This window comes from Pseudoalteromonas sp. XI10 (assembly GCF_001469895.1).
In the GTDB taxonomy this organism is placed as follows: Bacteria; Pseudomonadota; Gammaproteobacteria; order Enterobacterales; family Alteromonadaceae; genus Pseudoalteromonas.
The window spans coordinates 123,225-143,494 of the sequence record NZ_LOPY01000026.1 but is presented as its reverse complement, the minus strand read 5'-3'; the positions used below and the strand labels follow the sequence as shown (position 1 = coordinate 143,494).

Sequence of the window (20,270 nt, the reverse complement as noted above, 5' to 3'; positions counted from 1 at the left end):
AGGCCAAATGGTTAATACATTGTTAAACTTTAATGACCTGTATTACTTTACTTTTCACGCAATTTTTTTTACTTTTTACGCCAACGCACTAAAAAAGAGCACACTATGCCCCGTTTAACACAAGCACCTGATCTTATTAGAGTATCTGCTCTACACGGCTATATTGAACTGATCGAAAGTAAATTGGTGAACCCTGACGCACTATTATCGCGCGTTGGTTTAGACAGAAAACAATTACAAGATGCCAATAACTTTGTGCAGTATCAGCAACTCATTCAGCTATTAGAGCTCACGGCGAAAGAATTAAACCTGCCTTATTTCGGGCTAGAGTTAGGCCGTTGGCAAAGCTTGAATATTTTAGGGTCTGTTGGTTATTTGATGGGCAATTGCGACACCCTTGAAATGGCGCTAAAAAATTTAACTAAGTACTATCATGTTCATCAAAATAGCGCTGACTTACTCCTTGAAGTAGACCAAGACTATGTAAAGCTATCTTTTTTAGTTCGCACTAGCCTAAAGGTGAGTGTTTATCATGGTGCCGACTTAGCCTTAAGCGTTGGGGTCAATTTATTAAAGCAGTTAACCGATGATCAAATAAAGTTGTCTCGTTTGGAGCTTCCCCATAGCTGTGATGACAACCAAAGTGTTTATCGCCAAGCGCTAGGGCAAATTCCAGTATTTAACTGTGCGCACACAGCAATTGTATTTGAAAGAAAATACCTAAAGCTCCCTATTAAGAACTCAGATAAGCAATTGTTTTCTATACTTAGCCAGCAGCTTGGACAGCCAGCAGACACAAAACGCGAAAATATTGCAGATCATGTTGAAGTACTGATCAAACAATACTTACTGCACGAAGAATTTGGCGTAAACCTAATAGCCGAAAAGCTATCAATGAGTGCTCGAAGCTTGCAGCGTCACTTAACAAAGCATGACACAACGTTTCGTGAATTAGTTGATGATGTACGCTGTAATCTGGCACATCAATATTTAACTGAATCTAGCCTCAGTTTATCGAACATTTCGGATATCCTAAGCTTTTCTAATTACAGCGAATTTACTCGCGCATTTAAGCGCTGGTATGGCATCCCACCAAAAGATTATCGTAAGACACACTCGAGTTAATGGCGTAAAAAGTTAAAAACGGGTCGTTTAAAGCTAAGTTTTCTGTTAACAATTTATATATATTGACTAGCTAGTTTCGCTAATTAGTGGTCATGCAATGTTAAGAAGAGTGTTTATTACCGGTGCCAACAGTGGCATTGGGTTCGAATTGGCAAAGCAATATATTAGCCGTGGTGACGATGTCGCTTTATTTGACGTACATTTCAACGAACAAACAAAACAATCGTTAAGTGAGCTTGCTGATGATTACCAATACATTGAGTATTTTGCTACGCATATCTGCGATAATGAAGCGCTGCAAACTCAAGTAAATAATGCAATCGCAGCGATAGGCAAACCAGATTTAGCCATTTTTAGCTGCAGTACCAATGAGCAACTAAGTAAAGAAAATAGTATTGCTTGTCAGTACTTTGCAACACTAATAACGCCACAATTAAGCATGAACGGCCACCTAGCAATTACATCCCCCCTTATTGATGCAACTAAATTTACGCCAGAGCCAAACGCTTTGATTTTAGCCAAAAAGCTACGCAAGAAATTTAAGCCAAATAACATAAAAATCAGCTTAATTTGCGCAAGCAAAACATCTAAAGCCATAACAAACCCAGCCAATACTGCAAAACACATTTTGCGCAGCTTGGATAAACAAAAATTAATGGTGATCCTAGGCTTACAATCTAAACTAACCTATATCATGAGTCGTTACTTACCGAATTGGATAATGGGTTCTGTGATGGATCGCCTCATAAAACAACAATTAATAAGAACAACACGCTAAGGAATCCCCATGAACACACATGATAACCTAACGCAATTAATAGAGCATACGTGTCAAACTTATGCTGACCTTCCTGCCTATAACAGTACGGGTAAAACACTCAGCTATGCCCAAGTTGAACAACAGTCTCGCTACTTGGCACAGTGGTTTCAACAACAAAGTGGTCTTGTTGCTGGAGACAGAATAGCCATTCAACTACCTAATATTGTTGATTACCCTATTGTTACCTATGCAGCAATTCGTGCAGGTTTAATCATAGTCAATACCAACCCGCTTTATACTGCTCGTGAAATGCAACACCAGTTTAATGATGCAGATGTGAAAGCCATTGTTATTCTTGATGCTCTTACCGATAAATTAGCAACGGTTATCAATGATACGTCGATCAAAACAGTTATTGTTGCAGCGGCTGTTGCTGAGCCAACATTGCAAGAGGGTCAATTTTCGTTAAACGAACTCATCCGCCAAGGTGAAAGACTCGCCCCTCTTGATGCTCATCAAGCAAGTAGTGACGATATTGCTGTTTTACAATACACCGGCGGTACCACAGGGGTTGCCAAAGCTGCGATGCTTAGTCATGGCAACATTTTAGCCAATGCCGAGCAAATGAATGAGCGCTTTGACGATATTTTAAAGCCCGGTCAAGAAACGGGTATTTGCCCGCTCCCGCTTTATCATATTTACGCCTTTACAGTGAATATGGTTGGCCTATTTGCCATGGGGCAATTTAACGTACTGATCCCAAATCCTCGTGATTTAGATGCGTTAGTAAAACAAATCGAACCATTTGAAATTAATTACTTTTCAGGTATTAACACCTTATTTATTGGCTTGTGTATGCACCCAGGGTTTAAAGCACTGAATTTTTCAAACCTAAAAATGACCGTTTCAGGGGGCGCAGCTTTAACACATGCTGCAGCTGATGCCTGGATGAACACCACAGGTTGTACAATCACAGAAGGCTATGGCTTATCAGAAACCTCGCCTGTTGCAACCTTAAACGACTTTAAAAAAGAAGAAATTGGTAGTATTGGCCGCCCACTCTCAAACACGACTGTGGAAATTTGGGATGAAAACGACGAGCCTGTTGCTGACGGTGAGTCTGGCGAAATTGTTGTTAAAGGCCCGCAGGTGATGATGGGTTATTGGCAGCGCCAAGATGAAACCGACAAATGTATGAAGCGAGGTTTTTTCAAAACCGGTGATGTGGGTCTAAAACTACCAAGTGGTAATTACAAAATTGTAGACCGTTTAAAAGACATGATTATTGTTTCTGGCTTTAACGTGTACCCTAACGAAGTTGAAAACGTACTTTGTCAGCACCCAGCTATCTGTGAAGCAGCCGTTATTGGTGCAAAAGATGAAAAAACCGGTGAGCGTGTCTGTGCCTACATTACTTTAAAAGAGCAGATTGATGAGCAACAGGTGAGTGACTATTGCCGCGAAAACTTAAGTGCTTACAAAGTGCCTAAATCAATCATTTTTATGGAACAATTGCCTAAATCGACGGTTGGCAAAATTCTACGTCGAGAATTACGCCAATAATAAAGCGATCGTTTTAGCCGCCTAACTGGTATAAAATAGTTATTAAATAAAGCATACCGTTAGGTATGCTTTTTAATTTAAGCGGTTTAAAGGTCATTATGGAAAAGTTTATTAATCACATTCAACTTGGTTACTTAGGTTTACTACCATTTTTAGGCTGCGTAGGTTGGCCACTTATTGCAGGAAGTAATGCCGTCAATTTAGACTTTTTCACTTTTTATAGCATCGCTATTTTAGCCTTTATGGCTGGCAATTTATGGCATGCAGGTCAGCAAACGCATGCTGATGCTATTAAAGCGATTATTCCTATCTTACCGATTGGCTTTTTAAGCTTTTTACCAGCAACTTGGACTCTAATCTGGCTCGCAGCAAGTTTTTGGTTAGTGCTGTTATTTGAAAAAAGCGCACCGCAGTGGCAAACCTATCACGTTGATTATCAAAAAATGCGTTTTGTTTTAACGTCTGTGGTGTTTGTATGCCACATATTTGTAATTGGCATGAGTATCTATCCTGAGTAGCCCTTTTCTTGCGTTTGCGGTAACATCCGCGGCTCAGTTTTTTAAGGACTTGCTATGATAGATCAACTGCGTGCTAAACTAGACCACCTTGGCGAAAATTACGTAGAAAAAAACGTTCACTTTAAAATAAAAGTGATCCCGTTTTTTTGTGCGATTCACATTAAAAAAGATCATAAAAACCAAGGCAATTTAAAGCTATATTCAAATCAGTTGATTGAAATATTTTTAGCTACCATGTTCTTGTTATTCGGCTTAATGCTTTTTGACACAGACGCGGGGTTTACCCATGGTCCTATTCATATCGTTATTGCCGTATTGATTAGTTTTAACTTAATCTTTAAGCAAATAGCCATTGAAGGGCTTAAAACTCGCTTAGCCCTTTGCCCTGAAATCGCGCAAGAAACAACGCCAGAACAAGGCAAATAGCAACATGTTTTTAGACCCTAGTTGGCGCATATTAACGGTTGGCGATGGTGATTTATCATTTTCGCACTCTATTGCTCGTTATATAAAACCTGCCAAGCTTGTTGCTTCAACTTATGATGATGCAAACATCATAGAACAAAAATATGCCGACAATGCCCTTAGCGCCTTGCAACAACTTAACATTGAAACACTCACCGAGTTTGATGTAACAAATCCTGACTCGTGGCAGCGCTTAGATGGCGCTTGTTTCGATGTGGTTATTTTTCAATTTCCACTTATACCAGCGTTTAAAGGTGAAGCTGCATTTAAAGCAAATACCCAACAAGGTGGTATGAATGTTTTAAACCGTGCTTTGTTGCATCGCTACCTAGACTACGCAAGCCAGTTCGCATTAGATAAAAACGGCCCGATGCTCTGCTTCATCACCTCTAAAGATGTAAAACCTTACCGCGAATGGAATATTGAAGGCAGCTTAAATCAAGGGCTGACTTGCCAATATCTTGGCCAAATGCCATTCGATATTAACTTATTCCCAGGCTATAAAATTCGCAATGTTGATCGCGATAAACACGTTAAAGACACCAGTGGCATTACCTATGTATTTAGCGAAAAAACTGACAATAGCATTACTGAAAAGCTGACTTTACCCGCTTATTTAGGTGATAAACACTGTGCATTATGCCGAGTAGGCCCTTATATGGCACAAGAAGATGAAGACAAACATTTGTTAAGCAAAAAACATAAACAAATGGAAAAGTTTGAACAGGATTGGCAAGCATGGCTTGCACAAAACAGCGAGGAGTAACCATGAACTTTGTGATTGTAGGTACCAATTTTATAAGCGATACACTACTGAGTGCAGCTAAACAAATTGAAGAATTCTCCTTATACGGTGTGTGCTCTCGAGAGCAGCAAACAGGCGAGGCTTTCCTTGCAAAGCACGACGCTATAGACGCAAAAGTGTTTACCAATATTGAGCAAGTATGCCAAGACCCATTAGTCGATGCTGTATACATTGCTGCACCAAATAGCTTACACAAAGACTATGCTGTAATGTGTTTAAAAGCCGGTAAACATGTTTTAGGTGAAAAGCCTTCGGCTGCTAACAGTAAAGAACTAGAGGCTATCATTCAGGCGGCAAAAACACATCAACGCTTATACATGGAAGCGATGATGACCACCCATTTACCAAACTTCGCACGCTTAAAAAATGCCATCGAAAAAATTGGCACACCCCGCAAATATATTGGTCAATATAGTCAGTACTCATCACGTTACGATAAATATAAAAATGGCGAGCGGCCAAATACTTTCTTGCCAGAATTTGCTAACGGTGCATTAGTCGATTTAGGTATCTATCCGCTGTATATTTTACTCGCATTATGGGGCGCGCCTCAGAGTGTAAAAGCAAGCGGCGTGTTACTTGAAACCGGCGTTGATGGAGCTGGCGATGTATTATTAAATTACGCTGATAAGCAAGCGGTGATCAGCTATTCTAAAATCTCGCAAGGCGATAATTTTACTGAGATCCAAGGTGAAAAAGGTCGTATTCGTATCGAAGCAGTCTCTTTATTAAAGCGTATGCAATTTATCGATAACGATGGCACGGTTGAAGAACTCTCTGAGCCATTTGATGAACACTTTATGCGCCATGAAGTAAGCCACTTTATTCAAGCGGCCAATGCCGGACAAATTGAGTCTTCAGTAAATACCCATACACTATCAAAACAAGTTATGGTGGTGCTTGATGAGGCGCGAAGCCAACTTGGCGTTGTGTACCCCGCAGACCAATAAATGTATTATTCAAGGGCAGTTGACACTGCCCTTGTCATTTTAAGCCCCCTTAATTACAAGCTTAAATAATGACCTCTAATTAGCTTACTCGTAATTTTTATTGAAATTAGATTTTTGTACTATGGTTAATAATATTTACTTTTAATGAGAAGGGTAATATTTTGACTATTCGCTTTTTACTCAGAGCTGTGTTCGCAGCAACCATTGCCCTTGCTGCAGGCCTACTCCTCATTATTTTGTTTTTGCAATCAGGCCAAGATGAAAGTATGGAGTCGGCCCAACAGCGTTATGAACTAAGTCATCTTGCTAAGTTTTCATCTTCAAACTCGATTCACCTTACAGAACTTGCTCGTCAACATGTTGTAACCTTAGATCCTCGCTATGAAACTGAATACCACCAGCTTGTTGATCAAATTCAAGGAAAAGCAGCTTGGCTAAATGGAGAAAAGAAAAGTTATGAACAGCGTTTAAGAGCGTTTAATGTGGCTGCTGATGATTTAGCTCTCTTGAAAAAATCCAACGACTTATCACTCAAATTAGTTGAAACAGAAGAAAAAGCATTTGGCTTAGTCAGTGATTTACTTGGCCGTGATACAAATAACTTAACCGTAAGTGAGCATAAAAGGTGGGTACAAGCTATCGAACTTTTAACCAATGATGCTTACATGGCCGAAGTTGAGAAAATTCAGCAACCCGTGAAAGCATTTTTAAGTTCCATCGAGGAAAAAAGTGCTGCAGAAGTTAAAAGCAATCACGACCGTGTTGTCACCCTAAGTTTAATTAGCACAGCTTTAGTCCTGACTATTATTGCTACCTTGATATTGTGTTACTGGCAATTAGAGAAAAAAGTGATTAAAGCAACTCATGCCTTAATTGATGAAGCTAAGCGTATCTCTGAAGGGGATCTATCTCGCTATATTAACCACAAAGCTGATGACGAAATAGGCCAGCTTGCGAGCAGCTTTAATATCATGGTTGATAAGCTGTCTCAGCTTCTTAAAGAAATACATGATCAATCAGAGCAAGCGCAAGTGGCTGCAAAAAGCCTCGACGAAATTTCACAGCAAGCTAAAACGCTAAATGATATTCAAAGCCAAGCGATTGAGGTGATTTCAAGCTCAGTCTATGAAAACTCAACGGCCGTTAAAGAAGTCTCTCAAAACTGTGCAGAAGCGGCAAGCAGTGCCACCGCAGCTAATCAGAAAACCCAAGAAGGTCTACAGGTTGTACAACAAGGAGTTAGCTCTGTTGAATCAGTGGCCGATACACTCACCAAATCACTAACAGACCTTAACCAACTCGAGTCCTCTGTAAATGAAGTCACGGTTATTTTAAGTGTTATCAGTAATATAGCCGAACAAACTAATTTATTGGCACTGAATGCCGCAATCGAAGCTGCGAGAGCAGGTGAACAAGGCCGAGGTTTTGCCGTTGTTGCTGATGAGGTAAGAACTTTGGCTAGTCGAACGCAAAGCTCTACTCTTGAGATCCAAGATAAAATTGACTCATTACAATCTGCAACCAATGCTGTGACGCAGAGGATACGCTCTAGCGATAATCAAATTAAAGAGGCAGTGATAAACTCAGAAAAAGTGGGCCATATGCTCGATGAAATTAGCGTACAAGCAAAAGCCATTTCTGATGCAAACATGACCATAGCTTCTGCATCTGAGCAGCAATCTCAAGTGACAGAAGAAATCGCCCAGCGCTTAAACGAAGTACAAGATACCAGTCGAAAGTCGCAGCAACAAACGCAAAGCATTTCGGACTCATCGAGTAAGCTGGCTAACTTGGCGAATAATTTAAACGGGCAAATTAATCGCTTTAAATTAAGCTAGTCGCTGATCCAGCTCAGCGACTAGCGATTAGTTTAAAATCGGTAAGTTACAGATGCACCGATAGTTTGCGGGTTAACCACAGCCACGTAGCCTTGTGGGTAACGACCACTGACAGGTTCTTGTGAGGTGTATGCTTCTTCATCTAAGGCATTGTTGATGAAGGCACTTATCAACCATTGTTCAGTATCATAAGTCATCGATAAACGCGTAATAGTGTAATCACCCGCAACACGCTCTTCTGTGTTTGTTAAGTCGCCATAAAACTCATCAACATAATTGGCACTTAAATTCACTTTTAGACTATCGGTAAACCAATGCGACAGACCTAAACTCGCCGTTAACTCCGGTGCAGAATTTAAATCATTGCCAACGGCATCAGGAAAGGCTGATGATTCATCAATTTTAGTTTTCAATAAACCGAAACCGCCATGTAACTGCCACTGATCGCCCAACATGCTGTAGGCTTCAACTTCTAAACCATAGCTATGAGCATCTTCAATATTAGTGATTTTACGTGCTGAGCTAAGCGCTTGATAACCGTTGAAGTTATTGTAAAACACATTAGCACTAATATTCATATCGCCATTATTTAAAACGCTGCGCGAACCAATTTCATAGGTATTAACGGTTTCTTCATCGTAGTAGTAATAATCTTCAGCGGTAAAATCGAGTGCGCCACCACCCGCGTTGTAGCCACGACGCGCACTGGCAAATAACGTCGTTTCGTCACTAATATCATATTGAATCGCGAGCTTTGGTAAACGTAGTGTGTGTGAATTATCAAGTTGCTCAACGAGCATATCACCACGAAATGCCATATTGAAATTACGTAATTGTTCTTCACGCTCAATACGCAGGCCCGCTGTTAATGTTAATTCGCGGCTTAGGTTAAAGCTTGTTTCACCATAAACTGCGGTCGATTTACTGCTATCGTCGCCGTAATAGTTTGTTGCTCCCACACTTTCAAAGTCTTGGTCGCGGTCAAAATAAGCAAGGCCAATAAAGCCTGAGTAAAAATCATTGCTTAAACCAAAGTTAAGCTTGGAATCTACTGTGATATTACTCTCATCCATTGATACATCAGATTCTGCGCTTTCAAGTGGCTCGTATGCTTCAAAGCCCCATTTGTAATCCATGTAAGCAACTAAAACATCTAACGATAAATCATCGTTAATCTTGTAATCAACATTTACTTGCGTGGTATCAGATTCAGTATCCATAATACGTTGATATAGTGGCTCATAATCAAATGGCTCATCCGCTAAAAAGTATTTACGACCCGAATTTCCTTCTTCACTGTAAGTTGAATAAGTTAGCTGTACAGCAAGATCTTCGCTTGGTGTGTAAAGTAATTTAGCGCGTGTGCTGCTGGTATTTAACTTGTTTAATTCACGATCAGTTGGATTTGTTTCGTATACCGGTGGATTTGAAAACGTTTCGCCATCAACATACTGAGTCGATAAACGAAATGCTAATACATCTTCAACTAACGCCCCTGATACCACTGCGGCAGTATCTAGGTAACTATCTTGGTTGCGATAACCGACACGCACTGCCCCTTCAAATTCTTGAGTTGGTGCTTTGGTTGTCATGTAGACAGCCCCCGCAATACTGTTACGACCATTGCTGGTTGATTGCGGCCCTCGGTAAACTTCAATTTGTTCTACATCCCACAGACCCGTATCACCGGTTAAATCGGCTACAAATGGTTGGCTAACACCATCAATCAAGGTTGAAACACGAGCCTTAGAGCCACCACTAAATGAGTTGAAACCCGTTGCACCACCATTACCTGACACACCTCGCATATCTGGTACAGAGCCCGTTAACACAACGACGTTCGCCATTTCTGACAGCGCTTCAGATATCGAAGCAAGTTGACCGTTTTCTAGTAAAGACTTATCAACAACCGCCACTGACGACATGGTCTCTTTAAGTGACTTCTCTGTTTTTTCTCCTGTAACAACAATAGTATCCATTGATTTTCGACTGCTTTGGTCGTCATCAGCCCATGCTGAGCCCTGTGCAACAAGTAATGATGCAAGCATAACTTTGGTGAGTGAATTAAGTTTAAATGCAGTAGCCAATGTCCTTTCCCCGTAAGAGATTATTAGAATTAAACAAATTAAGTTTGATAAAAAAGCGCTAGGAAATTAACACAAGCTTAATGATATTGCAATTGAGTTTAGTTATCATTTACAATGACATTTAACATCAACTACAACTATAATCTTATGCTCATTTTTACCGTTACCCTGCTGGTCGTTTTCGCTGTCAGTATTTTCTACTGCACCAGAAAGCAGCAGCGATTCTTAACAAAACCAATTAAAAAACAATGGCGATTACTTTCAATTACGTTAACCGTTTGCGCACTAATTCTTGCCTTTCAACAGTTATCAACCACGGCAGCCGTGTTCTTCATCATCTTTAGCATCATGCTAATGTTGATGCTGATCCCTTTTACTAGCCTGCTGCAAAGAAAAGGATAATTCATGACAAGCTCATCTAAACGCCAGCCGACTTGGTTAGGAAAAACCCTAGCAGGTACATTTTTAGGGCTGGCACTCTCATTTATATTCGTTGCTTTTTTTGCTTGGTATGGCCCAGGAGGCATTGATGCTCGCGATAAAGTGCAATTTAACATGTGGATGATCACGCCTGTTTGGCTAACCATTTTTAGTTTTAGTTATTTGTTCAACTCAGCAAAGCAAGCGTGGCTTGTCCTTGGCAGCTTAACTGTGCTGCTTTATGGCGTGTTTTTTATGCTAAGGAGTGCATCATGAAAGTAAGATCGGATATTCTTCGCACCTATCAAGGTGTACACACATGGACAGGCATCATTGCAGGTTTAGTACTGTTTATTGGTTTTTATGCGGGCAGTTTGACCATGTTCAAACACGAAATACAGCAGTGGGCAGCACCTATACAAGCTCCTAAAATCACCAGCTCTAATTATGACTACCAAACACTGGTAGATACTGCGATTAATGAGCGAGGCGAGCAACTCGCCAAAGGCTTTAACCTCGATTTACATACCCAAGATGCACCTCTTTCGTGGTATATCAAAGGCAATGCCCGAGGCATGGAGCTTGATAAACAACTTAACTTCGCCCACCTAAATGCTGATGGCACATTAAACGTCAGCGCACAAACCGAAAACGAACTTGCCGATTTAGTTGATTATTTACACCGTACAGCAGGCTTTATTGGTGAAATTGGCCATGACCAATCTGGTGTTTATATTCTTGGCATTGCCTGTATTTTGTACTTTTTAGCTTTGGTCTCTGGGGTGATTATTTTACTGCCGACATTAGTTAAAACCTTTTTTGCACTACGTAAAGAAAAAGGGCCTAGTCGATTTTGGCTCGATAGCCATAACCTTATCGGTATCGCCAGTTTACCTTTTCATTTAGTCATTGCATTTACTGTGGTGGTGTTTGCGTTTCATGATTTTATTTATGGTGGTTTAGCGCAATTTTATGATGGTAAGCCATTGTTTCAGCGCCCTACACCTGCAGCGCAAAGTTTTCATATTGAAAACTTACCACGTGTTGATGAGCAAGTACTTGCAGCGAAAAACTATGCCCCCGGCTATGAGCCAATCCACATTCGCTATAGTAATTTAAACTCGGCATCACCTTCTGCGGTGTTTATGATGAGTAACAATAATGCGGTAGTTCGCGGACCAGATACCGATTACTTATTTATGAACCCGTACACGCTAGAAGTGGTTAACTCAAGCTACCCGCAAGGCGAAGATGCAGTGTGGGGTAACATGGTTGCCAGTATTTTCTCACTCCATTTTGGCACCTATGGTGGAGATTGGGGTCGTTGGGGTTATTTCATTATGGGGTTACTTGGCGCCTTTTTATTCTATTCGGGTAATCTATTGTGGATAGACAAACGCTTCAAAAAAGATCCTAATAAACGCAGTACCTTGTTTATGGCTAGGCTCACCATTGGCGTTTGTTTAGGGTCAATGATAGCCGTCGCTTTTACACTCGTTGCTGCCAAATGGCTACCTACTATTGTGAGCAACACAAACTACGCCACCCTATACAGTTATTACGCAGCTTTTTTTGCTTTTGTAATATATAGCTTCTTAAAGCCTGTACAAAAGGCAACCACTGCTGGCTTTTACATGCTAGCGAGCCTGTGTACGTTAATGGTGTTATCTACACTTTTAAAACTTGCCTCAAGTGACGTTAACACTCTCTTTTACTCAAGTTATATGGTCGACATTGTCGCTGCTATATTTGCTGCTATTTTCTTTAAAATGGCCAAACGCCAGCATCAAAAACAGGCCACGCAAACCATCATGCCAGCCTTTGAACAAGCAAGTCGAGTTTAAGCATTCTGAGTATGGGTATCAAAGCGATTTGATACCCATAATTTTGCTTTATCGAAAATCTGAGCCCGTTTAACGAAAAACATTTCTTCTCCAATAAAACATCAGTAGAATCGCCGCAAACTTGAGCTATTAACTTTCATAAGGACAGTGATGCAGCGCACCATTCCACCGTTTTTTATTGCTGTTATTTGCGTGCTTCTCGCAATGGTTACCATTCAATCTGGAGCCTCTGTTGCAAAGCAATTATTCCCTTTAATTGGCCCTGAAGGTACCACAGCACTTCGCTTAGGTTTTTCAGCTGCTATTTTGTGCCTTGTGTTTAAACCTTGGCGCGCATTTCCACCTTTGGGGCAACGCATGCCAATCATCGTTTATGGCTTAAGTTTAGGTGGCATGAACATTCTATTCTATTACGCCATTGAGCGTATTCCTTTAGGTATTGGTGTTGCGCTAGAGTTTACTGGCCCCCTTGCGGTTGCTCTTCTTTCGTCACGTAAAAAACGCGACCTATTTTGGGTAGCCTGCGCCATTGCTGGCATTATTTTATTACTCCCAGATATGAAAGGCGAAGACAGCCTTGACCCTGTAGGTGTTATTTTAGCCCTTGCGGCGGGAGCCTGTTGGGCGTTTTATATATTGTTTGGCAAAAAAACCGGAAACCAAGGCTCAGGCGGAATGACCGTTGCTATGGGTATGAGCGTCGCCGCGATTGTACTTGTGCCTTATGGTGCTGCTTCTCAAGGAGTTGCACTATTGAGTTGGGAAGTTTTACCGCTCGGTATTTTAGTGGCAGTCATGTCAAGTGCACTGCCCTATACCTTAGAAATGGTGGCACTACGCAATATGCCAGCGCAAGGCTTTAGCATCATGATGAGCCTAGAGCCGGCGATTGCAGCATTGGCTGGCTTTATAATCCTAGGTGAATTTTTAAGCTTGTGGCAATGGCTAGCTATTTTATTAGTGATTACCGCCTCAGTTGGCAGCTCGATGTCAACCCAACAAAACGACAAATAAACTCTCCACCTATCTTTATTTAAGGGCGCATGATGCGCCTTTTTCATTTTATTTAATCCACAAGTTTAAATTTATCTTACAAGCTATTTAAAATTGTTAATAATAAAACTTATTTGTATAATACAAACAATTCTCATTACTGTACAAATAACGGAACCAGAATGCTTATCGTAAGAAAAACAAAGATAGCTGCAGCCATAGCGAGCTTTTTAACCCTCTCATTATGTGCGCAAACAGCTTTAGCTGATGACGCTAACATTGAAAAAATTGTTGTTAAAGGGCAAAAAATAGACCGAACTTTACAAGAAACACCAGCGAGTGTTGCCGTGATAACGAGTCAAACAGTAGAACGTGAAAACTTAAATGACTTTTACGATGTATTGGCGCGAACACCTAATACATCAGGCACCGATGGTGCTGGGTTTAATATTCGTGGAATCGATGCATTTAATGTCACTGGCGGCGGCTCTGGAGGACTGGCTAGTGTTTATATTGATGGCGCCCCTGTTCCATATCGAATGATGCAACAGGGCGGCTTCTCAACATGGGATATTAGCCAAGTCGAGATATTACGAGGTCCGCAATCAACTTTACAAGGACGTAATTCTTTAGCAGGCGCAGTGGTAATGAAAACCCGTGATGCTATGCATGAGTTTGATTTTAAAGGCCGCTTAGGGGTTGGCGAATATGGAACACAAGAGGCCGCTGTTGCTTTTGGTGGCAGCTTAATTGAAGACGAGTTAGCATTTCGTGTTAGCGGTGAAAAACGCGACTTTGATGGCTACAATACCAATGTTGCAACAGGCAAAGAGTCTGACTTTGATAACAACGAATTTTATCGTGCGAAGCTGCGTTATACACCTTCTGCATTACCTGAATTGGAAGCACAATTTAGTTTTATGCACAGCGAAAATGACAAAGGTATCGACTGGGTTATGGTTGAAAGTGGTCATCAAGACTACCCTATTAATGATATCTACAAAGACAGGTACGTATACTTAGATTCGCCGACTTATGAATGGACAGATACTGACTTATACATTTTAAACTTTGATTACGATCTAAATGATCAATGGTCATTTGCTTCTATCACTACTTACTCTGACGCTGCCTATGGGTATGAGTGGGATGGTGATGCGAGTATGAATCCACCTAAATCGACTCTAACAGATGTAAGAAAAGACGAAACAAAAACACAAGAGCTACGATTTACTTATGATGGCGATAAACTTTCGGGTTTGATTGGCTTCTATTATTCAGATCTTGATGTTTTTGATAGTAGTGGTGGTGAGCGAGGCATTACATTTGCAGATTTAGGTGTGCGTTCATTATTAACTGCACCGGCTGAATTCGGTGGTCTAGGTTTACCTGCAGCATTAGCTGATCAAGTACTGCAATTTTATGCCGCAGCAGATCCTGTTTTTATTGGCCAAAACTCTGATTACATTCAAAGAGTAAAAACTAAAGCGTTGTTTGCTGATTTTACTTATGAAGTTAACGACAACTGGGATATATTTGCCGGACTTCGTTACGACAAAGAAGAGCAAGCCAACGGTACAATTGCAGACATCCATATCACAGAGCAAACTCAAGCTGTACTGCCAAACCCAGAAGATTTCGCAACCAACCCTATGCTTGCCCAATTGGTAGCTGGTATTAACCAGCAGCTTTTTGCAATGGCAGATGGCGCATCAGGGGATGAACCTGTAGAGAATGCTGATTTTGACTCATGGCTACCAAAGCTGGGCGCAACATACCGCTTCAATCAAGATGTTTCTACAAGCTTCACAGTACAAAAAGGCTATCGCTCAGGCGGTGTCGGTACCAATGTAGCAAAAGCAACACCATTTACTTTTGATCCTGAGTATACATGGAATTATGAGCTTGCATTTCGCTCAGTCTGGTTAAATGAAAAGTTAGTAGTCAACGCCAATATTTTCTACCTTGATTGGACCGACCAACAAATTGCGGTTTATCTATCTGGTAATCAATACGATAGAGAAACTCGCAATGTCGGTAAATCACACGTTCAAGGCTTTGAAACAGAAATTAGTTATGAACTTACAAATAACCTTAGCCTTTATGGCGGGTTAGGTTATTCAAAAACCAAAATTGATGAGTTTGTTACTGATGTCAATGGCTCAGACGAAGATTACCAAGGCCGTCCTTTCGCTGGGGCACCAGAGTGGACTGCACTTGTTGGCTTAGATTACTTTAACGAGCAAGGTTTCGTTGCAAATATCAATGCAAGCTATACAGGAAGCTCACAACGCTTGTCTATTCCCAAAGAAACAAGTGACAGCATTTTTATTGATCCACGAAATGAAGCCTACTGGTTAGTAAATACGCGAGTTGGTTATCAATGGGATAATTATGGCGTTTATGCACTAATCGAGAATCTACTTGATGAACAATACGTTGCTCTTGAACCAGCTGGTTTTAACAATCAAACATTAAGCTCACCAAGAACCGCTAGTATTCGTTTCGAAGTAAGTTTTTAATAAAATACGGCGGCTAAGGCCGCCTTTTTGAGGGGCATAAAAATGACTAAAAACCACACCTTCTCTGCAACTAAGCGGCGCCATTTTATGGCTTGTTTACTTGCCTTGCTGACTGCGATTGTGATGATTCCAGGGATGACAACATACCTTCCATTTGCTATTGAAGAACAAATTCTTATTCCAATAATGTTGTTTCCTTTAATTTGGACAGCCTTGTTTATATATGCCTATATGGCTGAAAAAGCGTGGCACCCTTTTGCATTGATGTTATTTATCTTGATAAGTCATGGTTGTCTGAGCTACTTAGCATTGACTGGGGGGCAGTCATGAAATCAATCAGCTTGAAGAAACTTTTCTTAATGCATAGCTGGGTCGGTATAGTGACTGCCATCTTGCTGTTTATTGTTTGCTTCACTGGTGCGTTAGCAGTGTTAAGCCGCCCAGAACTAAAGATTTGGGCAAATCCAGAGCTACATCAACTCAGTACACTTCCAAGCGAAAAAATCACTGAAATAATTAATAAATACCATAAAACTGTGCCAAAAGAGTTTGGCGAAAATATTCATGTGTATTTACCAACGGGGCACAATACACATTTACTAACCGTATTGTTTGAATCACACCATGGGGATGAAAACTACAGTGAAGCGGCTGCTTATGCTTATCAGTTTGATCCGCGTAGTTATCAATTAGTGAATGAATATTATGGGGCAACGAGTTACTTTTACGAACACAGAAAAACAGATGCCCCATCATTTATCGGGCATTTTCATGCAGACCTACATTTAGGTAGACCTATAGGCTTAATTTTAACCGGATTCTTAGGGTTAACATTGCTTGTTTCTACAGTGACTGGTTTATTTATACATCGACAATTATTTAAAGAGCTATTCACATTTAGGCGCAAAAAACCGCTTGATGTCATTATTAACGATGGCCATAAAATTATGGGGATTTGGGGCAGCTTATTCCATGCAGTCATTGGTTTTACAGGTGCTTTTTTAGGGCTTGCTACCGTTATTTTGCTACCCGCAGCGGCATTTGTTAGCTTTGGCGGCGATCAAGAGAAATTGATTGAAAAGTTCACAGCCATTCCAGAACCCATTATCAGCGAACAATTTCAAGCCACAGATATAAATGCTATTTTGCTAGATGCACAAGTACGCTACCCAAAAGCAAAGATAATTGATCTCACTATAATGGCGCATAATGATGCAAATGCAGAAGTCTACATGAGACTAATTGGTGGTGAGCAAGTGGCTTCACAATTGTTGAAGTACCATGGCTCTGGTGAATTTGTAAAATCAATGAGCAGTTTTGGCGATATACCTGGAGCATCAATCAAATTACTAGAGTTATTGTTTCCGCTTCATTTTGGTAATTTTGCAGGCTTGTTTGTTAAATTGGTTTGGGTATTGCTAGGGCTGAGCACTGCATTGTTACCGCTCTCAGGTATGATGATGTGGCTTGCCAAACGCAGCCGGGGCAATAACCCCACACTCAGTCAACAAGCGTATAAGCGCTGGAACAGAGTTATTATTGGTACTTGCGGTGGCCTTGTATTAGCTTGTGCTATTTTATTCCCTGCTCAAATACTATTAAATAACCTTGTCGATAGTATCTTGCATAACAAGGTATTTGCTCCATTATTCTTTTATAGCTGGTTAGTATGGTCTTTATTGGCTCTATTACCATTGAACTATCAGCGCTTTTTACAAATCACGCTTATAGTCATTGGTGTAGCATGTTCGGCCATCTTACCTCTTAATCTAATACTTTCATCAAGTCACGCTTTTAGCGCAGCTAACCTGTTAGTGAGTGTCGTTGATATGAGCTTTTTTGTAATCGGCGTTACCGTGTTATATGGCGCTTTTTGTAAAGTGAATATTCAAGATATCTCTAAAACGAAAAAGTTAAAGCAGGAGTTAACAGTATGAATTTACTTCTCCTTATTGCCGCAATAATATTACTTTTAGGTAGTAATTTACTGATTAGAAGCACAATAAGAACCTATAACCTCTTATCACCGTGCTTACTAATTATTGCAACAATATTACTAACTCTCATTTATGGTTTAGTTGCAGGTGTTTTCATTGCTATTGCGAGTTTCCTCCTGACAGGCTTATTAACTGCACTGTGCCTTGGAAAAGCAAACTGAGTTGAGAAGTACTACCACTGGATTTTTTAGTCGCCATCATGTCTAGCATATACGCTAGACATGATGGCGCTTCGCAATATACCCGAACAAGACTTTAGCATCATGATGAGCCTAGAGCCCGCGATTACAGCATTGGCTTGCTATCTTATTAGTTATAATCACATCGGTTGGCAGCTCGATGTCGAGTAATTTAGAAGATCAGAAAAGTCAGAAAAACAGCTAAATTAACATTTTAAATGCTTTTTTTAATACTTAAAGACTAAATTTTAGACTCAAAAACAGCTTTTATCGGCATTCGTAAAGTGAGGGTTCTCACTATAATGCTCACTATTAATACAAAGTGGTCTTATCTCTTTGTGTCGGAATAAACCTAATAGTGGGATTTACTTATGTCGATAAAAACTAACTTGTTACTTTCAAGCCTTGCGGTTGCAAGCACATTAGCTGCATCAAATGTTGTAGCAGCTAGCTGTCAGGGCGAAATCTTAGCAATGAACTCGGGCCGTGGTGAAACCGGTGTTGTATTTAGCCTTGACGAGCAAAACAAGTCGGCTACGGCACATTCAATCGCTCAGTTTAGCTCTGCAGCAATTGCCTATGATGCTTCAACAAATCGTACTTATTATGCTTCTTCACCTATTCCGCTAGAGTACAAAGTTGATGTTAGTCACCTTGATGTTAGTGATGAGGAGTATTCTCACCTACCTATTCGTGCCGATAAATTCAAATATAGTCGCTTAGCCTATTTAGATCATGCAACAGGTGAACATGTTGTGGTTGGTACAACTAAATCTGTAATTGGTATGACCTATGATGCAAGCTCTGATTCACTACTTGCAGTTAGTTTTACCAAGCTTTATAGCATTGATAAAAACACTGGCGAAGCAACTGTTCTTGCAGATTTTAGCGACATTGATGGCTTAAGCCGCGCTGATTTAGTCGTTAAAAATGGCGAGCTTTTGCTAATAACCACAACCTCAGTTTACAGTATTGACCGCACAAACTTTGCGGCTACCGAGCTTTCAAAACATGAGCTAATCGCGGTAGGTGGTGCGACAGTTAATAACAATGGCGACCTTGTGATCAGCCGCTCTGTCATCAATGACCATGGCGATAAAAACGAATCTAAGCTATACCGTTTAGATCCGTACTCAGGCGAAACCTGCCTTGTAGCAACACTACCAGTTCGCATTAACGACTTAACGACCAATACGCAAAATGCTGTAGCATGTGATGTAGAGCCTAGCTGCTCATTACCAAGTGAATTAATCCCTTACTATTCAGAAGCAGTGATTAAACAGCTAGATAGCAACTGGAAAAGTTATGACTTTGGTGATCAAGAATTTACCGCACCAGCTGTATTTACATCTGCGCCAACATTTAATGGTAAACACGGTGGTACAAACCGTTTAACTGACGTATCACCAGTGGGATATTCTGTATCTTTCCAAGAGTGGCAATATCTGCAAGATGGTAAAGGTCACCCTGGAACTGAGTCGTTTGACTTTTTAACGATGGATGAAGGTCGCTACACAATGAGCGATGGCACTATCGTTGAAATTGGCAGCTTTATTTTAAACGATACTAAAGCTTATAAAGCGGTAGAATTTAGCGAAGCATTTACAGCAAAACCACATATATTCTTGCAAACACAAACTTTTAATGGCCCTCATACAGTTTATACGCGCGTTGCAGGCTTAAATAATGCAGGTTTTAGTGCCGCATTTTTTGAACAAGATACTTTAAATGAAGGCCACCGTAATGAACGTGTTGCTTACTTTGCGATTCTTCCTGGCTCAGGTACGACAGGTACTCTTGAGACTCGCGCAGGTAACAAACAATATAGCTTGTATCAAGCCGGTATTAACCATGAGGGAGCTCAAATTGGTGAGCACTTCTATTTCTTACAAGAAGATCAATCTTTAGATTCTGAAGTGGTTCATGCCAAAGAACAGGTACAAGTAATGGATATAGAGGAAGTGAGCCTTGCTCAATCTATTACAACCAGAGGTCCAGATAACTTTAGTATCCGCAGAAAATAAATACTCCTAAATCTAGGCGCCTCAGGGCGCCTTTTTCTTGCCCAATTAGTAAACTGCCTTTTCATATAGACAAAACTCTTCGACATAATTTGTTACACTTATTTGTATTAACATATCACTTTTGCGATGAATGGTGATGATAACTATTATCAGTTGTGATAACTTACCCGCCGATTGTTT

At 40.5% G+C, this 20,270-nt stretch carries 17 protein-coding genes; 16 read left to right on the top strand and 1 reads right to left on the bottom strand.

Annotation, left to right across the window (positions count from 1 at the left end; all coding sequences use genetic code 11):
• Positions 1–105: 105 nt before the first annotated feature.
• The 8 genes from AUR67_RS06890 to AUR67_RS06855 all read left to right on the top strand — a co-directional run bounded on the left by AUR67_RS06890 (position 106) and on the right by AUR67_RS06855 (position 8,024).
• Complete coding sequence (locus AUR67_RS06890) at positions 106–1,125, top strand: AraC family transcriptional regulator (protein ID WP_058584709.1); 1,020 nt, start codon at positions 106–108, stop codon at positions 1,123–1,125.
• A 97-nt stretch (positions 1,126–1,222) separates the two neighbouring features.
• A complete protein-coding gene (locus tag AUR67_RS06885) occupies positions 1,223–1,903 on the top strand; it encodes an SDR family NAD(P)-dependent oxidoreductase (RefSeq protein ID WP_082665594.1) in 681 nt (226 codons plus the stop codon).
• 9 nt (positions 1,904–1,912) lie between these two features.
• A complete protein-coding gene (locus tag AUR67_RS06880; protein WP_058584707.1) occupies positions 1,913–3,448 on the top strand; it encodes an AMP-binding protein in 1,536 nt (511 codons plus the stop codon).
• A gap of 98 nt (positions 3,449–3,546) precedes the next feature.
• Positions 3,547–3,966, top strand: a complete 420-nt coding sequence (locus AUR67_RS06875; protein WP_058584740.1) for a DUF3429 domain-containing protein — start codon at positions 3,547–3,549, stop codon at positions 3,964–3,966.
• 54 nt (positions 3,967–4,020) lie between these two features.
• Positions 4,021–4,392, top strand: coding sequence for a hypothetical protein (locus AUR67_RS06870; protein WP_058584706.1), 372 nt, complete (start codon positions 4,021–4,023; stop codon positions 4,390–4,392).
• Between the two features lie 4 nt (positions 4,393–4,396).
• Positions 4,397–5,197, top strand: coding sequence for a class I SAM-dependent methyltransferase (locus tag AUR67_RS06865; protein WP_058584705.1), 801 nt, complete (start codon positions 4,397–4,399; stop codon positions 5,195–5,197).
• Positions 5,198–5,199: 2 nt separating this feature from the next.
• Positions 5,200–6,186 (top strand): Gfo/Idh/MocA family protein, encoded by a 987-nt coding sequence (locus tag AUR67_RS06860; protein WP_058584704.1) that lies wholly within the window; start codon positions 5,200–5,202, stop codon positions 6,184–6,186.
• 161 nt (positions 6,187–6,347) lie between these two features.
• Positions 6,348–8,024 (top strand): methyl-accepting chemotaxis protein, encoded by a 1,677-nt coding sequence (locus AUR67_RS06855; RefSeq protein WP_058584703.1) that lies wholly within the window; start codon positions 6,348–6,350, stop codon positions 8,022–8,024.
• 32 nt (positions 8,025–8,056) lie between these two features.
• Here the strand turns inward: AUR67_RS06855 and AUR67_RS06850 are convergent, their stop codons facing one another.
• Positions 8,057–10,072 (bottom strand): TonB-dependent receptor, encoded by a 2,016-nt coding sequence (locus AUR67_RS06850; protein ID WP_058584739.1) that lies wholly within the window; start codon positions 10,070–10,072, stop codon positions 8,057–8,059.
• Positions 10,073–10,225: 153 nt separating this feature from the next.
• On the opposite strand from AUR67_RS06850, the gene AUR67_RS21160 reads away from it, so the two are divergent.
• The 8 genes from AUR67_RS21160 (at position 10,226) to AUR67_RS06810 (ending at position 20,090) form a co-directional block, all read left to right on the top strand.
• On the top strand, positions 10,226–10,513 hold the full coding sequence (locus AUR67_RS21160; RefSeq protein WP_161936933.1) for a hypothetical protein: 288 nt from the start codon (positions 10,226–10,228) through the stop codon (positions 10,511–10,513).
• Between the two features lie 3 nt (positions 10,514–10,516).
• Positions 10,517–10,807 (top strand): hypothetical protein, encoded by a 291-nt coding sequence (locus AUR67_RS06845; protein ID WP_058584702.1) that lies wholly within the window; start codon positions 10,517–10,519, stop codon positions 10,805–10,807.
• Positions 10,804–12,375, top strand: coding sequence for a PepSY-associated TM helix domain-containing protein (locus AUR67_RS06840; protein WP_058584701.1), 1,572 nt, complete (start codon positions 10,804–10,806; stop codon positions 12,373–12,375). Before AUR67_RS06845 ends, AUR67_RS06840 begins: the two co-directional genes overlap by 4 nt.
• Positions 12,376–12,525: 150 nt before the next feature.
• Positions 12,526–13,389 (top strand): EamA family transporter, encoded by an 864-nt coding sequence (locus AUR67_RS06835; RefSeq protein WP_058584700.1) that lies wholly within the window; start codon positions 12,526–12,528, stop codon positions 13,387–13,389.
• A gap of 161 nt (positions 13,390–13,550) precedes the next feature.
• Positions 13,551–15,890 (top strand): TonB-dependent receptor, encoded by a 2,340-nt coding sequence (locus AUR67_RS06830; RefSeq protein WP_058584699.1) that lies wholly within the window; start codon positions 13,551–13,553, stop codon positions 15,888–15,890.
• Positions 15,891–15,932: 42 nt separating this feature from the next.
• A complete protein-coding gene (locus tag AUR67_RS06825) occupies positions 15,933–16,220 on the top strand; it encodes a hypothetical protein (protein WP_058584698.1) in 288 nt (95 codons plus the stop codon).
• Positions 16,217–17,827 (top strand): PepSY-associated TM helix domain-containing protein, encoded by a 1,611-nt coding sequence (locus AUR67_RS06820; protein WP_058584697.1) that lies wholly within the window; start codon positions 16,217–16,219, stop codon positions 17,825–17,827. Before AUR67_RS06825 ends, AUR67_RS06820 begins: the two co-directional genes overlap by 4 nt.
• 610 nt (positions 17,828–18,437) lie before the next feature.
• A complete protein-coding gene (locus AUR67_RS06810; RefSeq protein WP_058584695.1) occupies positions 18,438–20,090 on the top strand; it encodes a hypothetical protein in 1,653 nt (550 codons plus the stop codon).
• Positions 20,091–20,270 lie beyond the last annotated feature (180 nt).